18 protein-coding genes are annotated in these 21388 nt (G+C 43.4%); 7 read left to right on the plus strand and 11 right to left on the minus strand.

What is annotated here, in order from left to right:
* Positions 1–47: 47 nt before the first annotated feature.
* A complete protein-coding gene (gene cysD / locus K8B83_RS19980) occupies positions 48–956 on the minus strand; it encodes a sulfate adenylyltransferase subunit CysD (RefSeq protein ID WP_188738913.1) in 909 nt (302 codons plus the stop codon).
* A 54-nt stretch (positions 957–1010) separates the two neighbouring features.
* Positions 1011–1829 carry a uroporphyrinogen-III C-methyltransferase gene (cobA, locus tag K8B83_RS19985; RefSeq protein WP_188738914.1) on the minus strand — a complete coding sequence of 273 codons (819 nt, stop codon included), beginning with the start codon at positions 1827–1829 and terminating at the stop codon, positions 1011–1013.
* A gap of 245 nt (positions 1830–2074) precedes the next feature.
* Between cobA and K8B83_RS19990 the strand changes: the two genes are divergently transcribed.
* A complete protein-coding gene (locus tag K8B83_RS19990) occupies positions 2075–2965 on the plus strand; it encodes a phospholipase A (protein ID WP_223418765.1) in 891 nt (296 codons plus the stop codon).
* 83 nt (positions 2966–3048) lie between these two features.
* Here K8B83_RS19990 and K8B83_RS19995 read toward each other — a convergent pair whose 3' ends face one another.
* The 4 genes from K8B83_RS19995 to K8B83_RS20010 all read right to left on the minus strand — a co-directional run bounded on the left by K8B83_RS19995 (position 3049) and on the right by K8B83_RS20010 (position 10076).
* A complete protein-coding gene (locus K8B83_RS19995; RefSeq protein WP_188738916.1) occupies positions 3049–4773 on the minus strand; it encodes a hypothetical protein in 1725 nt (574 codons plus the stop codon).
* A 959-nt stretch (positions 4774–5732) separates the two neighbouring features.
* Complete coding sequence (locus K8B83_RS20000) at positions 5733–6524, minus strand: phosphoadenylyl-sulfate reductase (protein ID WP_188738917.1); 792 nt, start codon at positions 6522–6524, stop codon at positions 5733–5735.
* Positions 6517–8208 carry an assimilatory sulfite reductase (NADPH) hemoprotein subunit gene (gene cysI / locus K8B83_RS20005; RefSeq protein WP_188738918.1) on the minus strand — a complete coding sequence of 564 codons (1692 nt, stop codon included), beginning with the start codon at positions 8206–8208 and terminating at the stop codon, positions 6517–6519. Before cysI ends, K8B83_RS20000 begins: the two co-directional genes overlap by 8 nt.
* A gap of 77 nt (positions 8209–8285) precedes the next feature.
* Entirely contained in the window at positions 8286–10076 is a 1791-nt protein-coding gene (locus K8B83_RS20010) for an assimilatory sulfite reductase (NADPH) flavoprotein subunit (RefSeq protein WP_188738919.1), read from the minus strand.
* 237 nt (positions 10077–10313) lie between these two features.
* On the opposite strand from K8B83_RS20010, the gene K8B83_RS20015 reads away from it, so the two are divergent.
* The 5 genes from K8B83_RS20015 (at position 10314) to K8B83_RS20035 (ending at position 15635) form a co-directional block, all read left to right on the plus strand.
* Positions 10314–10469 (plus strand): hypothetical protein, encoded by a 156-nt coding sequence (locus K8B83_RS20015; protein WP_188738920.1) that lies wholly within the window; start codon positions 10314–10316, stop codon positions 10467–10469.
* A 70-nt stretch (positions 10470–10539) separates the two neighbouring features.
* Positions 10540–12069, plus strand: a complete 1530-nt coding sequence (locus K8B83_RS20020) for a Re/Si-specific NAD(P)(+) transhydrogenase subunit alpha (RefSeq protein ID WP_188738921.1) — start codon at positions 10540–10542, stop codon at positions 12067–12069.
* A gap of 11 nt (positions 12070–12080) precedes the next feature.
* Positions 12081–13565 (plus strand): Re/Si-specific NAD(P)(+) transhydrogenase subunit beta, encoded by a 1485-nt coding sequence (gene pntB, locus K8B83_RS20025; RefSeq protein ID WP_188738922.1) that lies wholly within the window; start codon positions 12081–12083, stop codon positions 13563–13565.
* Positions 13566–13668: 103 nt separating this feature from the next.
* Positions 13669–14691: a sensor domain-containing diguanylate cyclase gene (locus K8B83_RS20030; protein WP_188738957.1), complete on the plus strand. Its 1023-nt coding sequence runs from the start codon at positions 13669–13671 to the stop codon at positions 14689–14691.
* A gap of 245 nt (positions 14692–14936) precedes the next feature.
* Complete coding sequence (locus K8B83_RS20035) at positions 14937–15635, plus strand: DUF3581 domain-containing protein (RefSeq protein ID WP_188738923.1); 699 nt, start codon at positions 14937–14939, stop codon at positions 15633–15635.
* Positions 15636–15865: 230 nt separating this feature from the next.
* Here K8B83_RS20035 and K8B83_RS20040 read toward each other — a convergent pair whose 3' ends face one another.
* From K8B83_RS20040 to hldE, 3 genes are all read right to left on the minus strand, one after another.
* Positions 15866–16339, minus strand: coding sequence for a TetR family transcriptional regulator (locus K8B83_RS20040; protein WP_188738924.1), 474 nt, complete (start codon positions 16337–16339; stop codon positions 15866–15868).
* Between the two features lie 249 nt (positions 16340–16588).
* Positions 16589–17539: a hypothetical protein gene (locus tag K8B83_RS20045; protein WP_223418766.1), complete on the minus strand. Its 951-nt coding sequence runs from the start codon at positions 17537–17539 to the stop codon at positions 16589–16591.
* Positions 17540–17541: 2 nt separating this feature from the next.
* Positions 17542–18972 (minus strand): bifunctional D-glycero-beta-D-manno-heptose-7-phosphate kinase/D-glycero-beta-D-manno-heptose 1-phosphate adenylyltransferase HldE, encoded by a 1431-nt coding sequence (gene hldE, locus K8B83_RS20050; protein WP_188738925.1) that lies wholly within the window; start codon positions 18970–18972, stop codon positions 17542–17544.
* A 105-nt stretch (positions 18973–19077) separates the two neighbouring features.
* Here hldE and K8B83_RS20055 point away from each other — a divergent pair, with 105 nt between their 5' ends.
* Positions 19078–20004: an LpxL/LpxP family Kdo(2)-lipid IV(A) lauroyl/palmitoleoyl acyltransferase gene (locus K8B83_RS20055; RefSeq protein WP_188738926.1), complete on the plus strand. Its 927-nt coding sequence runs from the start codon at positions 19078–19080 to the stop codon at positions 20002–20004.
* Positions 20005–20052: 48 nt separating this feature from the next.
* Here K8B83_RS20055 and K8B83_RS20060 read toward each other — a convergent pair whose 3' ends face one another.
* Positions 20053–20439 (minus strand): hypothetical protein, encoded by a 387-nt coding sequence (locus tag K8B83_RS20060; protein ID WP_188738927.1) that lies wholly within the window; start codon positions 20437–20439, stop codon positions 20053–20055.
* Between the two features lie 189 nt (positions 20440–20628).
* Complete coding sequence (locus tag K8B83_RS20065; RefSeq protein ID WP_188738928.1) at positions 20629–21297, minus strand: nitroreductase family protein; 669 nt, start codon at positions 21295–21297, stop codon at positions 20629–20631.
* Positions 21298–21388: the final 91 nt, after the last annotated feature.

Below are 21388 nucleotides of genomic sequence, written 5' to 3' on the forward strand. Positions count from 1 at the left end.
ATCTCTCTCACTCAAATTGTGTCTAGTGGCGTTGTCCGCAGGGGCTATTAGAAATAACCTTGACGTTTCTTGTGCTCCATAGATGCACTCTGGTCTGAATCAATTAATCGACCTTGGCGTTCACTTGAGCGAGTCAGTAACATCTCTTCAATAATTTTTTCTAACGTATCGGCTTCAGATGGCATTGCCGCCGTTAACGGATAACAGCCTAATGTTCTAAAACGCACGCGCTCAACAGATTCAAGATCACCTTCTTCAATAGGCATGCGGTCATCATCTTTGAGAATAAGTTGGCCGCCTTTATTAACTACAGGGCGAGGTGCAGCAAAATATAACGGTACAATTTCAATATTTTCTTGATAGATATATTGCCAAATATCAAGCTCAGTCCAGTTAGACAATGGGAACACGCGAATGCTCTCGCCTTTATTTACTGCACCGTTATAGGTACGCCATAATTCTGGACGTTGATTTTTAGGGTCCCAGCGATGGTGTTTATCACGGAACGAATACACCCGCTCTTTTGCACGAGACTTTTCTTCATCACGACGTGCGCCACCAAAAGCAGCATCAAAACCATACTTGTTTAAAGCTTGCTTTAACGACTGGGTTTTCATGATGTCAGTGTGTTTAGCGCTACCATGAGTAAATGGGCCAACACCTTGCTCAACCCCTTCTTGGTTGGTATGAGTTAATAACTCAAATCCAAACGCTTTTGCTTGAGCATCACGAAAAGCGATCATTTCTTTAAATTTCCAACCGGTATCAACATGCAATAGCGGGAATGGAATTTTGCCTGGATAAAAGGCTTTACGCGCAAGATGCAGCATTACCGATGAGTCTTTACCTATCGAATACATCATGACAGGGTTATCAAACTCTGCGGCAACTTCGCGAATGATCTGGATACTTTCAGCTTCCAGTTGTTGTAAATGGCTTAATGAACGGCCTGCCATGATGAGTCTCCATTACCTTATAAGCTGTCTAAACAGCGGGTTAAAATTGTATCGCTACAGCGCTTTAGCTGCAGCCTCTAAATCGGATGTGTGTTTATCTGTATTCGGCTCAAACCAGTGTAAGCTGTCGGCAAGCTCAACCACTTCACCAATAATCATTAATGCTGGCATCTGTAATGCTGGGTCTGCTGCTAGTTGGGCTAACTCACCCAATGTTCCGAAAAAACGTTGCTGCGCTGATGTCGTAGCTTTAGAAACTATTGCCACAGGAGTATCAGCGCTTCTTCCTGCACCGATTAAGCCTTCGCTAATAATGTTGGCATTTAAAATACCCATATAAACCACTAGCGTGTTATTAGGATTGGCATAACCTTGCCAATCCATAGGGCGACTGGCTAACTGGCAATGTCCCGTAATAAAAGTGACACCTTGGGCATAATCGCGATGAGTTAACGGAATGCCAGCATAAGCAGACGTGCCACTTGCTGCAGTAATACCTGGCACTACTTCAAAAGCAATGCCCGAGGCCACTAGTGTTTGTAACTCTTCACCACCACGACCAAAAATAAATGGGTCGCCGCCTTTTAAACGCACCACATTTTTACGGGTATACGCTTTGGTCACTAGCAGTTGATTAATATCATCTTGGGCGGCACTGTGTTTACCGGCACGTTTACCTACGGCAATTTTTTCAGCACTATGGGGAATTAAATCTAAAATATCTTGGCTCACGAGTGCGTCATACAGCACGGCATCTGCACTTTTAAGAATGCGATAGGCTTTTAGGGTTAATAGCTCAACGTCACCTGGACCTGCGCCAACTAACCATACTTTGCCTTTGGCTTTCTGGCCTGGCATCGATACTAATTCCATCACAACGACCTCAAGATAATTTACTAGGCTCAAATATAACGGTTTACATATTCCATATACAATAGTAAAAAGTTAGTTTTTATAACAAAAAAGAATATACAAGTCTTTTGATCTAAACCTGATATTCAGTCGTCATCGTTATACTGTAAACCGACAATATTGAAGTTTGTTCGACAAAAGCAACACAATTGATAACAATGTGTCTTTAAGTATGTGTAACGACAATTTTGCTAATGGATAACGTAATGATAAAAAGCACTCAATACCTTGGAATATCACTGTTGCTTTTAGGCAGTATTACCAGCGCATTTGCTGAAGATTCACTAGTAGAAGAACGTGTAAAAGAAGAACTTGCTACCTCAGAAAAACCCTTTGTGCTCACACCGCACAAAGCCAATTATTTGCTGCCTGTTACCTACCAAACCAGAACAAACCCATCACCATTTGAAGCTAGATACCCAGACGATGATATTGATATCGACAATTTAGAAGCTAAATTCCAAATCAGTTTTAAATTTCCGGTGTGGTACAACGTTTTTGGCGATAATGGCCATTTATATGTTGCTTATACCAACCAATCATACTGGCAAGTGTATAACCAAGACGCGTCATCACCGTTTCGTGAAACCAACCACGAACCTGAAGTGTTTATGCTGTTTAACAACGACTGGAAAATTGGCGGTTTTACTAACTCATTTTTAGGCTTTGGTCTTGTGCATCAATCTAATGGGCAAACCACTGAGTTATCGCGCAGTTGGAATCGCATTTATGGTAGTGCTGTATTTGATAAAGGCCCATTCGCATTAGGATTAAAAGCGTGGTGGCGAATTCCTGAAGATGAAAAAGAAACCCCAACCGCAGCTGATGGCGACGATAACCCTGACATTAACGACTACATGGGCAACTTTGAGTTAACGGGTGTGTATGGCCTAGACGAGCATCGTTTTACGCTATTAGTGCGCAATAACTTCCAATCGCCAAATCGCGGCGCGCTTGAGTTTACCTGGAGTTATCCAGTGATGGGTAACTTGCGGATCTACACCCAATATTTTAATGGTTACGGTGAAAGCCTTATCGACTATAACCACCATAATCAACGTATTGGTATTGGTATTGCGTTAAACGATATTTTGTAATTCGTGTGCGTTAATCCAGGATAAAACAAAAAAGGTGGCCTAATTAGGTCACCTTTTTAATTGCTATTAAGACCAGATGAGTACTACTCAGCGCTGGCTTTGCTGTTCACTTTAGAGCCAATCACAATACCTTTATCGCTAAAGTCGAAAGACATTTTTAACCGCATATTGTAGTCTTTTAGTGCCTCGAGCTCTTCAGGCATAGGCTCGCCGCTCATTTCAATCACATCCACTAATGGCATAAACATTTTTTGATAATCCACTGCAAAATCAAAAAAACCATTGGCTGATAATGTTTGTTTAAATAAGCCATCAGCAAGTTCAGTTCCTTTATCACCAGTATAAACCACTAAATGATTGCCTTTAACGGCCATTTTGGCACTCACGCCAAATTCAGGTGGTAGCATTAGTAAAGGTGTAATATCAACAGGATCACCATTATCTTTTAACTCGATGCTGGCTAAAGGCGGGAAGAATGGCTTCACCATATCAATTAACATGCTTGGGTTTTCAGCCGAAATACTAATTAACGCATCTAGCTTCTCAAAACTTGGCTCACCATTAACCTCGGTTAATTTATAATCTGCCAACGTCACGCTCATGCCTTTGACGCCATTGGCCATGCCAGTCATCATCCCTAACATTGCAGGGTTTAATTCATCAAGTTCGCCTTGCATTTGGGCTAACGCTTCACATTGATAACTTGGGGTTTGCAGATCTTTCCACACTTCGGTTAGCGCTGGAGCAAGTTGGCTTACATCCATTCCAAGAGCCATCGATAAAATATTATCGTGGTCGCTGTTGTCAAACGCAGGAATAAAGCCACGCATTTTAGCCAGTGCAGACAAAATAACCTGGTTATTGCTTTCAACTACGACAACGGCATCGATGTCGCTTTCTTCACGGCTAATTGAATAGCTATTTAAGCCCATCACGGTGCGTGGCCAGTTGGCGGCTATTGCTGCAAACTCGGTTTGGCATGCAGGCACTTTTAATTCAGCAAAGGGATCTTCACCTTGAGTTTCGACCATTTTGCTAATTTGTTTCGCAAGCATATTGCCATCAGCAGTGGTTAAGCCTTTGATCAATTCAACATGGTTAACAAAACTAATGCTGTCTTGCATAAAGCCATGACTTTTAGCAATGTCTTGCAGCATTGTCGTGCCACTTAATGGCTGCTCTACGGTTTTTTCACCAAGGGCCATTTCAAGCAGCTCTATTTGATTAAACGAGGTATTTAACGTTACGGTTAACCAGCCTTGTTTTTCAGCAAACACTAGGTTGATTTGCTCTTGTTCATTGGCATCGGTTAATGCATAAGCACGATACTCTGTGGTGCCAACTTTTCCTGTTGTATGCATTGAGCCACTGTCTTGCTCGGCACGGTCAAGCTCAGCCCAAAATGCACTTGGGTTGCTTAACTGTATTTTCATGACTGGCAGCGCACCTAACGTGTAAAAATAACTCTTAATGGTGTCTGGTAATCCATAGGTGGTTAACAATACATCAGGGGTTGGCAATACGTTCATATATTGCTTGTACAAGCTGACAAAGAATCGCTCTTGCGCCGATGAACTGGCATCAAGCTGAAGCAGTTCATCCATACCATTAACTTGGTAATTACCTGCAATACTGTACAAATAATCTTTTAATGGAAAAGGCGCCAATTGGCCTGAGAATACAACGGTGTCTGCAGGGATAAAATCGAGCATAGGATCATTTTTAACAACCGATGCATCTTGTTGTAACAGGAAATACCCACCTGCACCGACGGCTAATGCCGCTGCCGCTATTGCCATTTTGTTCATCTATAAACTCCAATTTATATTGTTGTTAACTCTTCCATGAGATGAGTTAGCGTTAAAATGATGTTGTACATTCAAAATTTATTATCGATTACACCGATAAACTGCGGATTAATCTAACATTAAATGAAACATTACGCATTAGTAGTGGTGATTCAAAAAAGGCAGTAAATGGGCAATTCATTCAAACAAGAGGATGAGAGGCAGACAAAAAAGATCAGGAAAGGAAAAAATAATACCCGATAACCCATACAAAACAGGGTTACCGGGTTTACAGTGATGATTGCTTATACGCTAACAAGTCAATCAAAGTGCTCGAGGAAGCGAGCGAAGCGTTTGAAGGTACGCGGGTTGCAAAAACAACCTCAAAACGTCAACAAAAACACTCTCTACGGGAACGTCTAAATCTAGACTAGTATCGGCATACTTGCATGAAAATTTAAATAAAAATTAATCGTATAATGCATTATTTGCGTACAACACCATGATTTATCAACATTACAAAATAATGACTTGTTGATAGCATGATATAAATTCAATCTTTTGGGTGATATGTCGTGAGCCAACAGCTGACATCACACTCAATCTTATCGCTAACATTTACTCGTTTTATTGGCTGTAATACCAATTCCACTAATTATCTGGTCATTCAGCGGGAATTCTGTGCCTTCTAGGCAAGTAATAGGATTGTAGGCATAGTTGCTCTACGTCAAAATACTATTAAGCAGCATAGAAGGCACAGAAACCCGCCTTGCAGGAGACGCTCAGACAGTCCATTTCTTTGTTGCATTGCCTTAGAAGGGAATAACCATTATTTCAACAATGCGCCTCAAACTGAACAGTCTGAGCGACTCTGATTGGTCACATAATTAATGGAAATGGTATAAATGCAAGGGCGTGTTTATCTTTATTGATAAACACGCCCCAGTAAGCCTTTACGTCATTGAGAAATAAATTAAAAATTAAATATCAAAGTGCAAACCACACTCACGCTTTAAGCCATTAAAGCGGGTTTCTTCTTCTGTCATACCTAATTCTAACGGCTTGCTAGAATGAGTATCACCCACTGACACATAGCCATGATCCCACAAAGGATGATATGGCAGATTATGCTCAGTTAAATACATGTGTACGTCTTTATTGTTCCATTCAATAATAGGCAGCAACTTAAAGCGTTTGCCGCTGATTGCCAATATGGGCAATGCCTCACGCGTGCTCGACTGACTGCGACGTAACCCCGCAAACCAGGTGCTGACATTCAATTCAGCTAATGCGCGCTGCATAGGCTCCACTTTATTGATGCGGTTATACTTTTCTAGGCCATCAATCCCCTGCTCCCACAGCTTACCAAAACGCGCTTCTTGCCACGCTTGAGTTTGCTCAGCCTGGTACACTTTAAGGTTGAGGTTTAAACGCTCAGTTAACTGATCAATAAACTGATATGTTTCAGGAAATAAATAGCCTGTGTCGGTTAAAATGACCGGAATATCGCTTTGTGCCTGAGTCACCATATGCAACATCACCGCGCCTTGAATACCAAAGCTTGACGACAAAGCATGCTCGCCTGGTAAATAGGCTAATCCCCAGGCTACACGCTCTTGAGCCGTTAAACCCGCTAAAAACTGGTTTATGCTTTCCAGCGCAGCCACTTGCTCATCTTTAGGCGCTGATAACAGCGCCTGCAATTGAGCGGGAGTCACACTATGATCGACGCCTGCACCTGTTGATGCAGTCGTTACCACTTCTTTAGGCATGAAAATCCTTAGCGGCGTCATTAACCGCCTTCACAACGCCAATGCGCACTGTGAAGTTACCAAAGGTTTCGCCAGCATCACGCTCAGTGGCGTAGCGGCCAAACAAGACATCCAACTCAGCTAAAATTTCAGCTTCTTGAATGTTTTCTTTATGCATTTTATTTAAACGCGTGCCTTCAAAGCTGGCGCCTAAATACAAGTTATAACGACCAGGCGCTTTGCCCACTAAGCCAATTTCAGCAGCAAATGGACGAGCACAGCCGTTTGGACAACCTGTCATACGTACAACAATAGATTGCTCACTTATACCGTGTTTTGCCTGTAGCGCATCAACATGATCGATAAACTCTGGGAAATAACGCTCTGCTTCAGCCATGGCTAATGGGCAAGTCGGTAATGCTACGCAGGCAATAGAATGGCCGCGAGTACCACTTAATACTTGACCTAATAAGCCGTGTTTACGGGCTAAGCCTTCAATTTCAGCCTTATCTTCAGCAGCAACGCCGGCAATGATCATGTTTTGGTTAGAAGTCATGCGGAAATCGCCTTTGTGAATTTTGGCAATTTCACGTAAACCCGTTTGCAGGGTTTGACCAGGCATATCTTTAATGCGGCCACTTTCAATAAACAGCGTTAAATGCCACTTATTATCGATACCTTCAACCCAACCATAACGATCGCCGCGATCGCCAATGATCACGTCACGTTTTGGTTCAAATTTAACCCCGGCACGCTTTTCAACTTCGGCTTTAAATGCCTCATAGCCATGGTCAACAATGGTGTACTTTAAACGCGCACGTTTACGCACAACACGGTTACCCCAGTCGCGCTGAACAGTCATAACCGCTTCTGCAAACTTGGTGACATCTTCTGTTTTGATAAAACCAAAGTCATCCGCTAACCGTGGAAAGGTTTCTACTTCGCCGTGGGTAGACCCCATGCCGCCGCCAGCAACGAGGTTAAAGCCAACTAATTCGCCATCTTCTGCAACGGCAATAAAACCAAGATCGTTAGTGTAAACGTCCACGTCATTATCAGGCGGCACAGCAACAGCCATTTTAAACTTACGTGGCAAATAGGTTTGGCCATAAACCGGCTCTACGGTTTCAGTGCCTAATAGCTTTTCTTCATCTAACCAAATTTCAGCATAAGCACGAGTGTGCGGCAGCAAGTGATCAGATAAATGCTTGGCAACCGCGTAAGCCTGTGCATGTAACTTTGACTCAACAGGGTTTGGGTTACACATTACGTTACGGTTTACGTCACCACAGGCGGCAATAGAATCAAGCGCTGCGCGATCTAATCCCTGGATTAGCGTTTTTAAATTACGCTTTGGAATACCATGGTATTGAAACGTTTGACGCGTGGTTAAACGAATGCTGTTTGATGTGGTCAATGTTGATGAAATTTTATCAACTTCTAACCACTGCTGTGGGGTACAAATACCACCAGGCACACGAGCACGTAACATAAAGCTATGCAAAGGCTCTAACTTTTGCTCTTTACGCTCGTTACGCAAATCGCGGTCGTCTTGCTGGTAAAATCCATGGAATTTAATTAACTGCTGATCGCCATCGCTAAACGAGCCGGTCACTTGGGTGTCTAACCCTTCCTGGATGCTACCTCGCAAATAATCACTGTCAATTTTTAAGTATTCGTTTACTGCTAACTTTTGCTCACTCATGGCCTGGGCCTCTCTCAATTCTGTTCTATTCATTAGTGCGGTTGGGTTGCGATACTTGACTCACAACCGGGTCGAATTTAATACACGTCTTTTTGATAGCGTTTTTCGCTACGTAGTGTTTCAAAGTATGCTTCGGCGTCATCAGCGCTTAAGCCACCTTGTTCAACCGCAATATTCACTAATGCTTGGTGTACGTCTTTTGCCATGCGTTCTGCGTCACCACAAATATACACATGAGCGCCATTTTGTAGCCACTGCCATAAGGCTTCAGCCTGTTCTGCAATACGATGCTGGACATACACTTTATGAGCCTGATCGCGTGAGAATGCGACATCTAAACGCGATAAGTCGCCGTTTTTAAGATATTGCTGCCACTCAACCTGATATAAAAAGTCTTGTTCAAAATGCGGGTTTCCAAAGAATAACCAGCTGTTGCCCGATACACCGTCAGCAACACGTTGCTGCATAAAGGCGCGAAATGGCGCAACACCTGTACCAGGACCAACCATAATCACCGGCGTCTCTGGGTTTTCAGGTAAACGGAAGTTGTTATTAGGTTCAACATAAACGTTAACCTGTTGGCCTTCTTCCGCCGAGGCTAAAAAGTGCGATGCACCGCCAAAACGCGCATGGCCTTGACGTTCATCTTCAACTAATGCAACCGTTAAATGTACTTCCGATTCAACTTCGGCCTGACTTGAAGCAATTGAGTACAGGCGAGGTGTTAATGGGCGTAGCATATCAACAAGCTGTGCTGCACTAACTTTCGCTGGGTATGCCGCCACTACATCAGCAAACTGGTGCGTCAAAATAAACTGCCTGATTTGCTCTTTGTCTTCACAAATGGCTGCAAGCTCGGCACTGCCACTCAGCTCGGCCCATGACTTTACAAGTCCTGGGTATAACTGGGTTAATTCTTTCTTGTCGGTTAATGCCGCTTTTAATGAATACGACTCTTTTGATACGGTGACATTTTCATCAGCGTCTAAACCAAGGCCGCTGATCACTTCATCCACTAAGGCTTCGTTGTTACTAAACCACACACCTAACGCATCACCTACTTGATAAGTTAGCCCTGACTCGCCTAAATCAATTTCAACATGGCGTACGTCACGGTCAGAATCACGGCCGGTAATTTTTTGGCTAACTAGCACTTCAGCGCTGTATGGGTTTTGCTTGGTGTATTGGCTTTCACCAACAACAGAAGCTGAACCAATAGCGGTAACGCTAGCACCTGTGGTTTGAATATGAGGCTTAGCCGCTTCTATTACGCTGTCTTGCCATTGTGCAGCTGCGTCTTCGTAATCAACGTCACACTCAACAATAGGCAGTAATGCTTTAGCACCAAGCGCACTTAAACGCGCATCAAAGTCTTTACCAGTTTGGCAGAAAAACTCGTAGCTTGAGTCACCTAAGGCCAAAACTGAGTAATGTAAGTTATCTAATTTAGGCGCACGTTTTGAGGCTAAAAATTTATGCAGCTCAATAGCATCATCGGGCGCTTCACCTTCACCGTGAGTACTCACAACCAGTAGTAACACCGTTTCTTGCTTAAGCTGACGTACATTGTACTCACCCATAGAGGCAAGATTGACGGTATAGCCTTGTGCTTGGGCTTTTGCCGCTAATGCTTGAGCAACACCGCGCCCATTGCCAGTTTGGCTGCCATATAAAATGGTCACTGTTTGTGCTGCAGAAGTCTCTGCTGCCGGCACGCCTGCAGTTTGGCCCTGGCTTGCTGTTGCAGCCAAATAGCCGCTGACCCATGCAAGCTGCACAGACGATAATTCTGATGTGAATTGTTTTAGCTTGTCGACTTGCCCTTGAGACAATGGCGATGCTAGCGCTGAAAGTTCTTTTAACAACATAAGACGGCCTTATAACAGTGTAATGTGAGTTAGCTTACTACTAGCGTTGAAAACCAAAAAAGAATAAAAGATAATTTTTTATTCCATTTAGGAATATGCAAAGGTGCTTTTTTAGGCTACAAAAGTGTGGCGTAGTTAAAAGTTTTTAAATTACCTCAATTTAAAACCAAGGAATTAGCCCAAAGGCACTTGTACCGAACACGCCTCATGTCGCAAGCTAGGAGGCCAAATTAACTCATGAAAAACTATCAGGTTAATTGTTCTCTGAGTAAAACGACATTTGAATATGATATCGCGATGTCATCGCAATACCATTGGCTAAATAGTTTACCCGACTTCAATGGTCATATGCTGCACTTTTTCTATCCTCTAAGTGCCCATGTGGAGCAGTAATACTCAAACACAATGGTCTATTGATGGGGAAAGCAATAGACGGTCTTTCATTAACCACCAGGAAACAGTCATGCAGATTGGAATACCGAGAGAAAGTATCGAAGGTGAAACTCGAGTCGCGGCGACTCCAGCCACTGTGGTACAACTAAAAAAACTCGGCTTTAGTGTGGCAGTCGAAGCACAGGCAGGTGTTAAGTCAAGCTTTGATAATGCTGCATTTGAAGCCGCTGGGGCAGATGTAGTCGACGACGTATATCAAGCAGACTTTATTTTTAAGGTCAATGCACCGTCCGATGAAGAAATTGCAAAAATGAAATCGGGTACCACCTTGGTCAGTTTTATTTGGCCAGCGCAAAACCCAGAGCTTGTTGAAAAACTTTCAAGTAAAAATATTACCGTAATGGCCATGGACATGGTGCCACGTATTTCACGGGCGCAATCTCTAGATGCGTTATCATCAATGGCCAACATTGGCGGTTACCGTGCAGTGGTAGAAGCCGCACACGAGTTTGGCCGTTTCTTTACGGGCCAAATCACCGCAGCAGGTAAAGTCCCTCCAGCTAAAGTCTTAGTCATTGGTGCTGGTGTTGCAGGTCTTGCTGCTATTGGCACGGCAGGCTCTCTTGGCGCTATCGTTCGCGCATTTGACACTCGCCTTGAAGTGGCGGAGCAAATTGAGTCAATGGGCGGCAGCTTTTTAAAGCTTGAGTTTGAAAACAAAGAAGGCGGGTCATCTGACGGCTACGCCAAAGTCATGAGTGATGAGTTTATTGCTGCTGAAATGGCGTTATTTGCCGAGCAAGCAAAAGAAGTCGACATCATTATTACTACCGCGCTTATTCCAGGTCGCCCAGCGCCAAAGCTTATTACCAAAGACATGGTAGACACCATGAAACCGGGATCGGTGATTGTCGATTTAGCGGCGGCAACAGGCGGTAACTGTGAATACACCGTCACTGGTGAGCGCTTTATTACTGACAATGGCGTGAAAGTATTAGGTTATACCGACCTTCCAGGTCGTTTACCTGCACAGTCATCGCAGCTTTATGGCACTAACCTAGTCAACTTGATGAAGTTAATGTGTAAAGCCAAAGACGGCAATGCAATACTGGACTTTGATGATGTAGTAATGCGCAATATGACCGTGACTCGTGGCGGCGAAATTACCTTCCCACCACCCGCCATTTCAGTCTCAGCTGCACCAGCAAAACCTGCTGCGAGCGCTGAACCTAAAGCCGAAAAAGTAGAAAAAGCACCGTCGAAGCTTAAATATATCTTAGGTGCACTCGGCATTGCTGGCTTTGCCGCGGTGGCATCTGTGGCACCAGCTGAGTTTTTATCTCATTTTACCGTGTTTATTTTGTCGTGCGTGGTCGGTTACTACGTGGTGTGGAACGTGTCTCATGCGTTACATACACCATTAATGTCGGTCACTAATGCGATTTCAGGCATTATTGTGGTAGGTGCGCTATTGCAGATTGGTCAAGGCTCAGCCCTTGTCACTGCACTTGCGTTTGTTGCGGTGCTTATCGCCAGTATTAACATCTTTGGCGGCTTTACCGTCACTCAGCGTATGCTGAAGATGTTCCGTAAAGATTAAGGGGGAATATCGTGTCTCAAGGACTGGTTACAGCATCTTATATCATTGCCGCGGTATTTTTTATTCTCAGCTTAGCTGGGTTATCAAAACAAGAAACGGCTAAAAATGGTAATTTATTTGGCATAATTGGTATGGCGATTGCGCTGGCAGCCACCATACTCAACCCTGCTACAAGTGGCGTAGAATGGATCATTCTGGCCATGGTGATTGGTGGTGCAATCGGTATCCGCTTAGCATTAAAAGTTGAAATGACTGAAATGCCAGAGCTGGTTGCCATTTTGCACAGTTTTGTGGGTTTAGCAGCCGTATTAGTGGGCTTTAATAGCTTTATTGATATTCAGCCTCACGAAGTCTCTGAAGTTGTTGTGGTTTTAGGTCAAGACTTACATACAACTCTAGAGTCTGCCAAGGCCGCTTTTGTTGAAGCAAGCCAAGTACAGCAAGCTGAACACTTAACTGGCGCCATGCTAAACATTCACTTAGTTGAAGTATTCTTAGGGGTATTTATTGGTGCAGTGACCTTTACAGGCTCAATTGTTGCCTTTGCTAAGTTACGCGGACTTATTTCATCAAAAGCGTTAATGTTACCGCACCGCCATAAGTTTAACTTGCTAGCGGTAGTAGTATCATTCATTTTGATGGTGATGTTTGTACAAGCAGGCGGCGCTGTCACTCCACTAATTTTAATGACCTTAATTGCCTTTGCATTTGGCTGGCATTTAGTGGCATCTATTGGCGGCGCAGACATGCCAGTTGTTGTTTCAATGCTGAACTCATATTCAGGTTGGGCAGCGGCAGCAGCAGGCTTTATGTTGTCAAATGACTTACTGATTGTTGTGGGCGCGCTAGTGGGCTCATCGGGTGCAATTCTGTCTTACATTATGTGTAAAGCCATGAACCGCTCGTTTATTTCAGTAATTGCCGGTGGTTTTGGTAACGACAGCGCTGCCGCATCTGGCGATGAAACCGTTGGCGAATACCGCGAAACCAGTGCTGAAGATGTCGCAGAAATGCTTAAAGCATCAGACTCAGTCATCATCACACCGGGCTATGGTATGGCTGTTGCTCAGGCGCAATATCCTGTAGCAGAAATCACTAAAAAGCTGCGGGCATTAGGTATTAAGGTTCGCTTTGGTATTCACCCTGTTGCAGGGCGCTTACCTGGCCACATGAACGTACTGCTAGCAGAAGCCAAAGTACCTTACGATATCGTGCTCGAAATGGACGAAATCAACGAAGACTTTAGCGACACTGACACAGTATTAGTAATTGGCGCTAACGATACGGTTAACCCTGCTGCGATGGAAGATCCAAATAGTCCCATCGCCGGTATGCCAGTACTCGAAGTGTGGAAAGCGCAAAATGTGATTGGCTTTAAACGTTCAATGAACACAGGTTATGCCGGTGTACAAAATCCATTGTTTTTTAAAGATAATACCCAAATGCTGTTTGGCGATGCCAAAGACAGTGTAGAAGCGATTTTAAAAGCACTCTAGTATTGTAAGTCACCATAAAAATACCAGCTCATTTGCTGGTATTTTTTTACATCAAAGTTAGCTAAACTGGACCGCTGTGACGTTAAAGGATTATCAGTTATCAATGGCATTGCAAGACAACATCGCACAATTGCAGCTTGAACTTGAGCAGTGTAGGCTCAAAATAAAGCAACTAGAACGCGAGAACAGCCATCTCACACTAGTGAACAAACGGGTTAACGAGCAACTCAATGCCGCTCTTGATGGCACAGGCCTATGTTTATGGGAACAACATATTCCCACGGGCAATCTCACCATTTTTAACCAACAATGGGGCCATCTTCTCGGCTTCACTCGCCAAGAACTCCCGGCTCATATCGACAGTTGGAAAAACAATTTACACCCAGAAGATAAGGCTTGGGTTATCGAAGCATTCGAGGATCACGTTGCGGGTAAAGCGGAAACCTACCAAGCTGTACACCGCATGACTCACAAAGATGGAAGCATTACATGGGTATCCGATCGTGGCCGTGTTATTGAGTACGACATTAATGGTAAACCATTACGTATTATGGGCACCCATATTGATGTCACAAAAGAAAAACGCTACGAAGAAGAACTGTCCAAATTGGCTCATCGCGATCCACTAACTCAACTACTTAATCGCACGGCACTTATCGCAGCTTTTGAACATAGCAAAAAAACACTAAATAAAAAGCACCATGGCGCATTATGCTTTATCGATCTCGATGGTTTTAAAGTCATTAATGATCATTTAGGCCATCGTTATGGCGACAGTGTACTGATCCATATCGCCACAAATCTCAGCCACACATGCCAACAATATTTAACCCCTTTAAAAGCCAATCAAAAACATTACCCTTTTCATGTGGCGCGTTTTGGCGGAGATGAGTTTGTCATTTTAACTCAATGCAATAACGTTGAGTTACTCACAAAAATGGCCAACACCTTGTTAGATTTATACCGCCCGTCACTGGAACTCGATGGTGAAACCATCAACATCGGCTTAAGTATTGGCATTAGTTTATTCGACGAATTAGATGAGTTTGCCAACGTATGTGAGCAAGCAGATAAAGCCATGTATAGCGTCAAAAAACACGGCAAGCACAATGTCTTGTTTTGGTAACGATCCAAGGCGCAAAATATCAGCTAACTCATGCCTATGACCAACAAATCAGGACAAGATTAGCCTTAACAACACTCGCAACCCATAGTCATCGGGTGAGTTTATTTGACGTTTTAAAGTAAACTCTCGTGCAATTAAACATTTTATTAATATATTGCTGCCCAAAAGCGTGTTTATTACTGCATAATCAGTAACAAACCGCTGTAGTGTTACAGCAAACAACTGACCAATAAGAATAATTCTTTATGTTTTTATCACCTTATTTTACTAAGCAAGATCAAAGTGTTTTTATCTCTGCCCAGCAGGCAAGTGACTTTGCCAAAAAAGTGGCTGAAGACTTCAACCCGATACATGACGTAGGCGCCAAACGCTTTTGTGTTCCAGGCGACTTACTGTTTGCATTAGTATTAACCGAATATGGGTTAAGCCAAAATATGCAATTTAAATTTGCTGGTATGGTCGGTGATAATGTCGAACTTCATTTAGATAAAAGCGTCACCAGCAAATTCAGCATTTGCGATACCAAAGGTAAAGAATATCTGCATATTGAGCGTCAGGGTGAGGTGTGTAAATGCGATGTGCAAACCGCCGCATTTATCAAAAGTTATGTGGCTTTTTCAGGCCTAAACTTCATCCATGTGTTAATGCCAATGATGAAGCAACATCAAGTGATGATTAATCCAGATCGACCATTGGTTATTTACGAAAGTATGTCGTTTCACCTTGATCATTTTGACTTTACCACCATGAGCCTTCACCTTGCTGACCAAAACCTCGTCATTAATGGTAAACGTGGTGATGTCACCCTCACCTTTGAACTGCAAAGCGAAGGTAAAGTAATAGGCAGTGGGGTAAAAACATTGGTATTGAGCGGTCTTCGTGAGTATGACGATGAAAAAGCACAATTATTGTGCGACGCTTATGAAAGTAGAAAACAAGCGTAATGTTTGCTCGTACCGCAAGGTAAAACGCGAGTGCACATTATTGCGCAACTCGCGTTAATATCATTAATCAGTAATGTTTAGCATTCAATTTTACCAGTAAAACTGTACGCTTACGGTATAGATAATGATAGCCCGTTGTTTTATTGATCATATCGCCAATTTAAACACCGAGTGTTACTTACAAGGTAAAATGACTACATAGTCAAATTTTATACTCTACGATTGCTTACTTATGACGCAGCATGTTCATCTTGTAACAATGCTAGCGCACTGTGTCCAATTAATTGCTCAACGCACTGGCTCCCCGCCAGAGCAAAATGACGATTAGCCGTCTCTCTTGCCAGGTTAAGCGATGTCAGCGTTTTTACACTGTCATCGGCACTGCCACACAAACTAAAAAACAGTTTTAATACGGCTTTACGCTCTGGGTTCTGCATTAATGCCCCCCAAGATTGCTGCAAAGACTCTATTGAAGAAAAATCTAAACCTTCAATGAAAAACTGTCCAATTCGTTCATCTAATCGCACTAAAAATTCCGTTTTACGTGGAAAGTGATGGCTAATACCCGTTCGGCTGACCCCAGTGGCAGCTGACAAGGTAGTGTATGACATGGCCTCAAAACCAATCGTGAGGATTTGTTTAAAGGCTTGGTCTAAGATTTGGTTAACGGTTAACTCAGTTTCAACGCGTGAACGCTTGGCCATAAACTCGGTCTCTCTAATTATTTTTGGAGCAAGAGCTTAACAGACCAAACTAGAAAATTCTGCTAAGAATCAGCAAATTTACAACATTTTTAACCGTACAACATCCAGAAACACAAGATAAAACAGAACATTATCGCGATAACTAACAATTTCCCCCTTTAAAATCAAAGGTTATAGAAATTGTATGATAATTAACGACCGTACGGTAAAAAGAAGGCGTGATTTAATTGAGTTACAAAGCGTTACAAATTACTCAAGTGTGCTGAATTGATTTCGTAGCCAACGCTGCGCAGAGTCTTTACCCATCAGCTGTTCGAGTGTAGGGGATAATACTTCAATCAGCTTAGGTTGCCGCCAAAACATGTATCCCGGTAAAGGTTGTACAACCCCTGCGCCAAACGTCCGTTGCACTAAACTTGAAAATTCGGCCATATCCCGTGATGACCATAAAGGCATTAAAGGATATACAGCAGCAATAAAATCATCGTACAGAATAAAACTCTGCAATTTCTCAATGTTATAGTGAGTTAATGCAATTTGTAGCTGAGGAGAACTCCAATGTGTCAAATTGCCACTGTCATTAATTAATGCAAGGTTACGTCGATGAAGTTGTTGCCAAGCAAGATCAAGTTCATGATGGTGCTGAGCTATGCGCCATAGTAAATACAAATCGGCCAACCACTCATGCTGATACTCCGTTAATGAGGCCGGTAGCAGCGAGTTTTGTAGCCTAATGTTATGCAAATGCCCAATTTCATGCCAAAGCGTTAGTTGTGCTTGTTGTTGCAACGATAACTGATAAGTTGTTAAGCCTATAGAGCCACTTTGCACCGTCATTTCTTTAGAGGGGTTAAGCACAATAACACCGGCAATAACCTCATCATTAGCCGATAACACCATGGCACTTTTAAAACCAATAGCACGACGGATAGAAGGTTCCGAAAATACGCTTTGTTGACTAAGTGATTGAGGTAATCGCTGCAAGCATGGCTGTAAATACGCTAACTGGCAAATGAGTGCGCGCTTGTCTCCTATGTCGGTAAATTCACCATGCGTTTTTGCAGACGGGATGACACGTTCAGGTGACGCGGTAGCCGTTGTAACAACAGTGGCCGCAAAAGAGGTGGGAAACGGCTCACTGGCAACAGCAACACTGAAACCGATAAGGCTAACGAATAACCATTGCCAGTGAAAAGTCATCACTACTTTTTAGACATGATGTTTTGAATAATCGCCGTGGTCGATACACCCTCTTCAAAACCAAGCACTTCCACTTTACCGCCAGCAGCAATGACCTCTGCACCACCAGCAATATCTTCCACTTTATAATCGCCACCTTTGACTAAAGCATCCGGTAATAAACGGGCAATCACGCGTTGTGGGGTATCTTCAGCAAAAGGCACAACCCAATCAACAGATGCCAAGCCAGCTAACACGGCCATACGGCGATCAACTGGGTTAACCGGGCGACCAGGCCCTTTTAAGCGCGTGACTGAATCATCGCTATTTACCGCCACAATTAAGCGATCGCCTAACGCTTTAGCTTGTTGTAAATAACTCACATGGCCTGCATGTAAAATATCAAAACACCCGTTAGTCATCACAATCCGTTCGCCACGCAAACGCGCTTGTTCCATTGCATACGCGAGCTGATCTTCAGTCATCACGCCAAATCCAGACTCGCCATGGTTTAGCGCCAACGCCTGAATAAGCTCAATACGGCTAACGGTCGACGTACCGAGTTTACCCACAACCACACCGGCAGCAGTATTGGCTATCGCACATGCCTGGGCTAAGGTAGCTCCTGCGGCAATCGATGTGGCTAAAGCAGAAATCACCGTATCACCTGCGCCGGTTACGTCATACACCTCACGGGCAACGGTAGGAATATGCAACTCAGGCTGGTCTTTAGACACTAACGTCATGCCCTTTTCTGAACGAGTGACTAAAATGGCCTTAAAGTCGTGTTGTTTAATTAATGCTTGCGCCTTTTCAATCAGATCGCTTTCACTTGTCACACTGCCGACTACAGCTTCAAACTCGCTCATATTTGGAGTAATTAATGATGCACCATGGTAGCGGGTAAAATCATGGCCTTTAGGGTCGACCAATACCGTTACGCCTTTTGCACGGGCTTTAGCGATAAAATCTTTGGGTTCGTTAATCGCGCCTTTGGCGTAATCAGATAGCACTAATACATCAACGTTATCTAAAATCGCTTCACTTTGGTCAAACAATGCCTGACTGCTGGCTTTATCAAACGGCTCTTCAAAATCTAACCGAATTAATTGCTGGTTACGCGACAACACACGCAATTTTGTAATCGTTGGCTTATCGGCAACACTTAACCATTGCGGCTCAACACCAAACACTTTAACCCCTTGGGTCAGTGCGTCTGCGGTTTCGTCTTGGCCCACAAGGCCAGCTAAATGAACATGCCCGCCCAATGCTGCAATATTTAACGCCACGTTCGCAGCGCCACCGGGTCTATCTTCAATTTGGTTAATTTTAACAACAGGCACAGGCGCCTCAGGTGAAATGCGCCCAGTTGGGCCAACCCAATAGCGATCCAGCATGACGTCGCCAATCACTAAAATACGCGCGTTTTCAAACGCTGGCAGAGAAACCTTCATTATGTATTCACTGTGTTGCAAAAATTTAACCGCAATTGTACCTAATTTTCATCAGAATAATGAGTTAGAATAACAAATAATTTTTGAGAACAAGACGAGTGACCCGTGGTAGAAAAAGCCGAATTTTCTTCTGATTTATATCATCCTAAACATTGGCCGATGTGGTTTGGCGTATTACTAATGCGCTCTACTTTGTTACTGCCGTTGCGTTGGCAAATGAAAATGGGCACAGGCATTGGCCGTTTAGTTAAAAAATTCGCAAAAGGTCGTGTACACACAGCTCGTCGTAATATTGATTTATGCTTTCCGGACATGAGCGAAACAGACAAACAGCAGCTTCTTAATAACACCTTTGAAGAAACCGGCAAGGCACTTTTTGACACCATTAATGCCTGGTGGTGGTCAAACGAGCGTATTCAGCAGCACATGACCATTAAAGGCACAGAGCATGTCAGCAATAGTTTAGACAACGGCAAAGGGGTGATTTTATTTGCCGTGCATTGCTTACCACTTGAAATGGGCGCGCGTATCTTTGGCCAATTTGCTCCCGGGATTGGCGTTTATCGCCCCCATAACAACCCAGTGATGGAATATTTACAGGTTAAAGGCCGTTTGCGTTCTAATAAAGGCTTAGTGCCTAAGCGTGATGTACGCCAAATGATCCGCAGCTTACGCGCACCTGATGTTATTTGGTATACCGCCGATCAAGACTTTGGCCGCTCAAGCGCGGTATTTATCCCGTTTTTTGCTGTACCAGATGCGGCAACCATTACCGGTGCTACCTCACTAGCAAGACTAGGTAAAGCCAATGTGTTACCTTTCTTTGTTGAACGAAACGCCGATGACACAGGTTATAATCTCGAAATTATGCCCGCACTGGACAACTTTCCCGGCGACAACGAAACCGATGATGCCATTCGCGGCAATCAAATTGTTGAGCAATTAATTAACCGCAACAGAAACCAATATATGTGGCTGCATCGTCGCTTTAAAACCAGGCCAATTAAAGGTTCACCGTCGTTATACAAATAATAAAAAAGCGCCATAACGGCGCTTTTTTATTCAGCCTTCAACAATGTTTTAGGTTTTTTTAGGTATAAACTCAAACTCTTGAGAAATATGCGCCGCCTTAAAACTGGTCGGGTTTTGCATCAAATTAGTGGCAATAAAGTCGGCTGCCATGCCAAAAGGTTTTTCATTCACTTGACGTTGAAACGCCATACCTTCAGCTGATTTTTCCAATAGGTATTCATAGGCTAATCGATTACATTCAACCACCCAATCAGCATTGATACTGGCCGCTTGGGTTTTAGGTAAGCAACTTAAGCCAATAGAATGGTCATTAAGTGTTATCGACAACTCGACTAGATCGCCCTGAGTAGATTGAGCCTGTTGATTGTCCGCTTCAGCGAGCATTGACACCATGCCACCTAATGCAACTATCAACAGCGAGCTTGTTACATTCATATTAACTCCATTTAATACGCTTATTTATACACGAAAAAAGTCTAGAACTAATGCTTATACCATTTCCATTAATTATGTGACCAATCAGATAATTAGTGGAATTGGCATTATAGATAATATCTTACTTTAGCAAACCCCAATACGCTTTAACAAGATTAAAAAAAGTACAGCCAAATATCATGATTAAACTTAGATAAAGTCGCAAATCTCAGCGAGGGATTTTTTATCCACGGCATGCTGCGGGATGGTTGCGTCCTCAGCAGGATAACCCGCAATAATTAACATATAAGGTCGCTCATTATCGTTGTCGCGGCCACACACTTTACTCAAAAAGCTCATGGGTTTGGGGGTGTGAGTTAACGTACCTAACCCTGCATGATGCAAGGCCTGAATTAAAAAACCGGTCGCAATGCCGACAGACTCATGCACATAGTAATTGGTTTTTTGTTCACCCTCTTCCTCGCTACGTTTTTTGCTAAACACCGCAATTAGCCAAGGCGCATGCTCTAAATATGGCTTATTAGCGTCTGTACCCAATGGTTTTAACGCATCGAGCCATTCTTCACCAGCCCGACCTGCATAAAAAGCCTGCTCTAACGCCTCTGCTTGCTGACGAATTTGCGCTTTTATCTCAGGGCTATTAATAGCCACAAAATGCCAGGGTTGATGATTTGCGCCATTAGGTGCGGTGCCCGCGGCCAAAATGCATTGCTCAATAATGGCCTGGGGTACGGCGCGATCAGAAAATGATCTTATCGAATGGCGTCGTTTGACTTGCAAGTAATTATCTTGCGCGCGTTTAAGCATTTCATCTTGAGGATATTCTATAAAATCGGTTAGCGGCAAATGTGCAGTCATAACAAGTCCTTAAAAATGAGCCGATTGAAATCATTGCCATAAGCTAACAAACACTCCCAAAAATGCTATAAAAATATTCTTATTGAAACCC

This window comes from Shewanella inventionis, assembly GCF_019931735.1.
Classification (GTDB): domain Bacteria; phylum Pseudomonadota; class Gammaproteobacteria; order Enterobacterales; family Shewanellaceae; genus Shewanella; species Shewanella inventionis.

Excerpts from the sequence above, each read along its gene's own strand:
- cysD (WP_188738913.1), bottom strand. The coding sequence starts at position 956 with ATGGCAGGCCGTTCATTAAGCCATTTACAACAACTGGAAGCTGAAAGT.
- K8B83_RS20020 (WP_188738921.1), top strand. The coding sequence starts at position 10,540 with ATGCAGATTGGAATACCGAGAGAAAGTATCGAAGGTGAAACTCGAGTC.
- K8B83_RS20000 (WP_188738917.1), bottom strand. The coding sequence starts at position 6,524 with ATGCCTAAAGAAGTGGTAACGACTGCATCAACAGGTGCAGGCGTCGAT.
- K8B83_RS20045 (WP_223418766.1), bottom strand. The coding sequence starts at position 17,539 with ATGACTTTTCACTGGCAATGGTTATTCGTTAGCCTTATCGGTTTCAGT.
- cobA (WP_188738914.1), bottom strand. The coding sequence starts at position 1,829 with ATGGAATTAGTATCGATGCCAGGCCAGAAAGCCAAAGGCAAAGTATGG.
- K8B83_RS19990 (WP_223418765.1), top strand. The coding sequence starts at position 2,075 with ATGATAAAAAGCACTCAATACCTTGGAATATCACTGTTGCTTTTAGGC.
- cysI (WP_188738918.1), bottom strand. The coding sequence starts at position 8,208 with ATGAGTGAGCAAAAGTTAGCAGTAAACGAATACTTAAAAATTGACAGT.
- K8B83_RS20015 (WP_188738920.1), top strand. The coding sequence starts at position 10,314 with ATGAAAAACTATCAGGTTAATTGTTCTCTGAGTAAAACGACATTTGAA.
- K8B83_RS20060 (WP_188738927.1), bottom strand. The coding sequence starts at position 20,439 with ATGAATGTAACAAGCTCGCTGTTGATAGTTGCATTAGGTGGCATGGTG.
- K8B83_RS20035 (WP_188738923.1), top strand. The coding sequence starts at position 14,937 with ATGTTTTTATCACCTTATTTTACTAAGCAAGATCAAAGTGTTTTTATC.
- K8B83_RS20065 (WP_188738928.1), bottom strand. The coding sequence starts at position 21,297 with ATGACTGCACATTTGCCGCTAACCGATTTTATAGAATATCCTCAAGAT.
- K8B83_RS20040 (WP_188738924.1), bottom strand. The coding sequence starts at position 16,339 with ATGGCCAAGCGTTCACGCGTTGAAACTGAGTTAACCGTTAACCAAATC.
- K8B83_RS20030 (WP_188738957.1), top strand. The coding sequence starts at position 13,669 with ATGGCATTGCAAGACAACATCGCACAATTGCAGCTTGAACTTGAGCAG.
- K8B83_RS20010 (WP_188738919.1), bottom strand. The coding sequence starts at position 10,076 with ATGTTGTTAAAAGAACTTTCAGCGCTAGCATCGCCATTGTCTCAAGGG.
- hldE (WP_188738925.1), bottom strand. The coding sequence starts at position 18,972 with ATGAAGGTTTCTCTGCCAGCGTTTGAAAACGCGCGTATTTTAGTGATT.
- K8B83_RS19995 (WP_188738916.1), bottom strand. The coding sequence starts at position 4,773 with ATGAACAAAATGGCAATAGCGGCAGCGGCATTAGCCGTCGGTGCAGGT.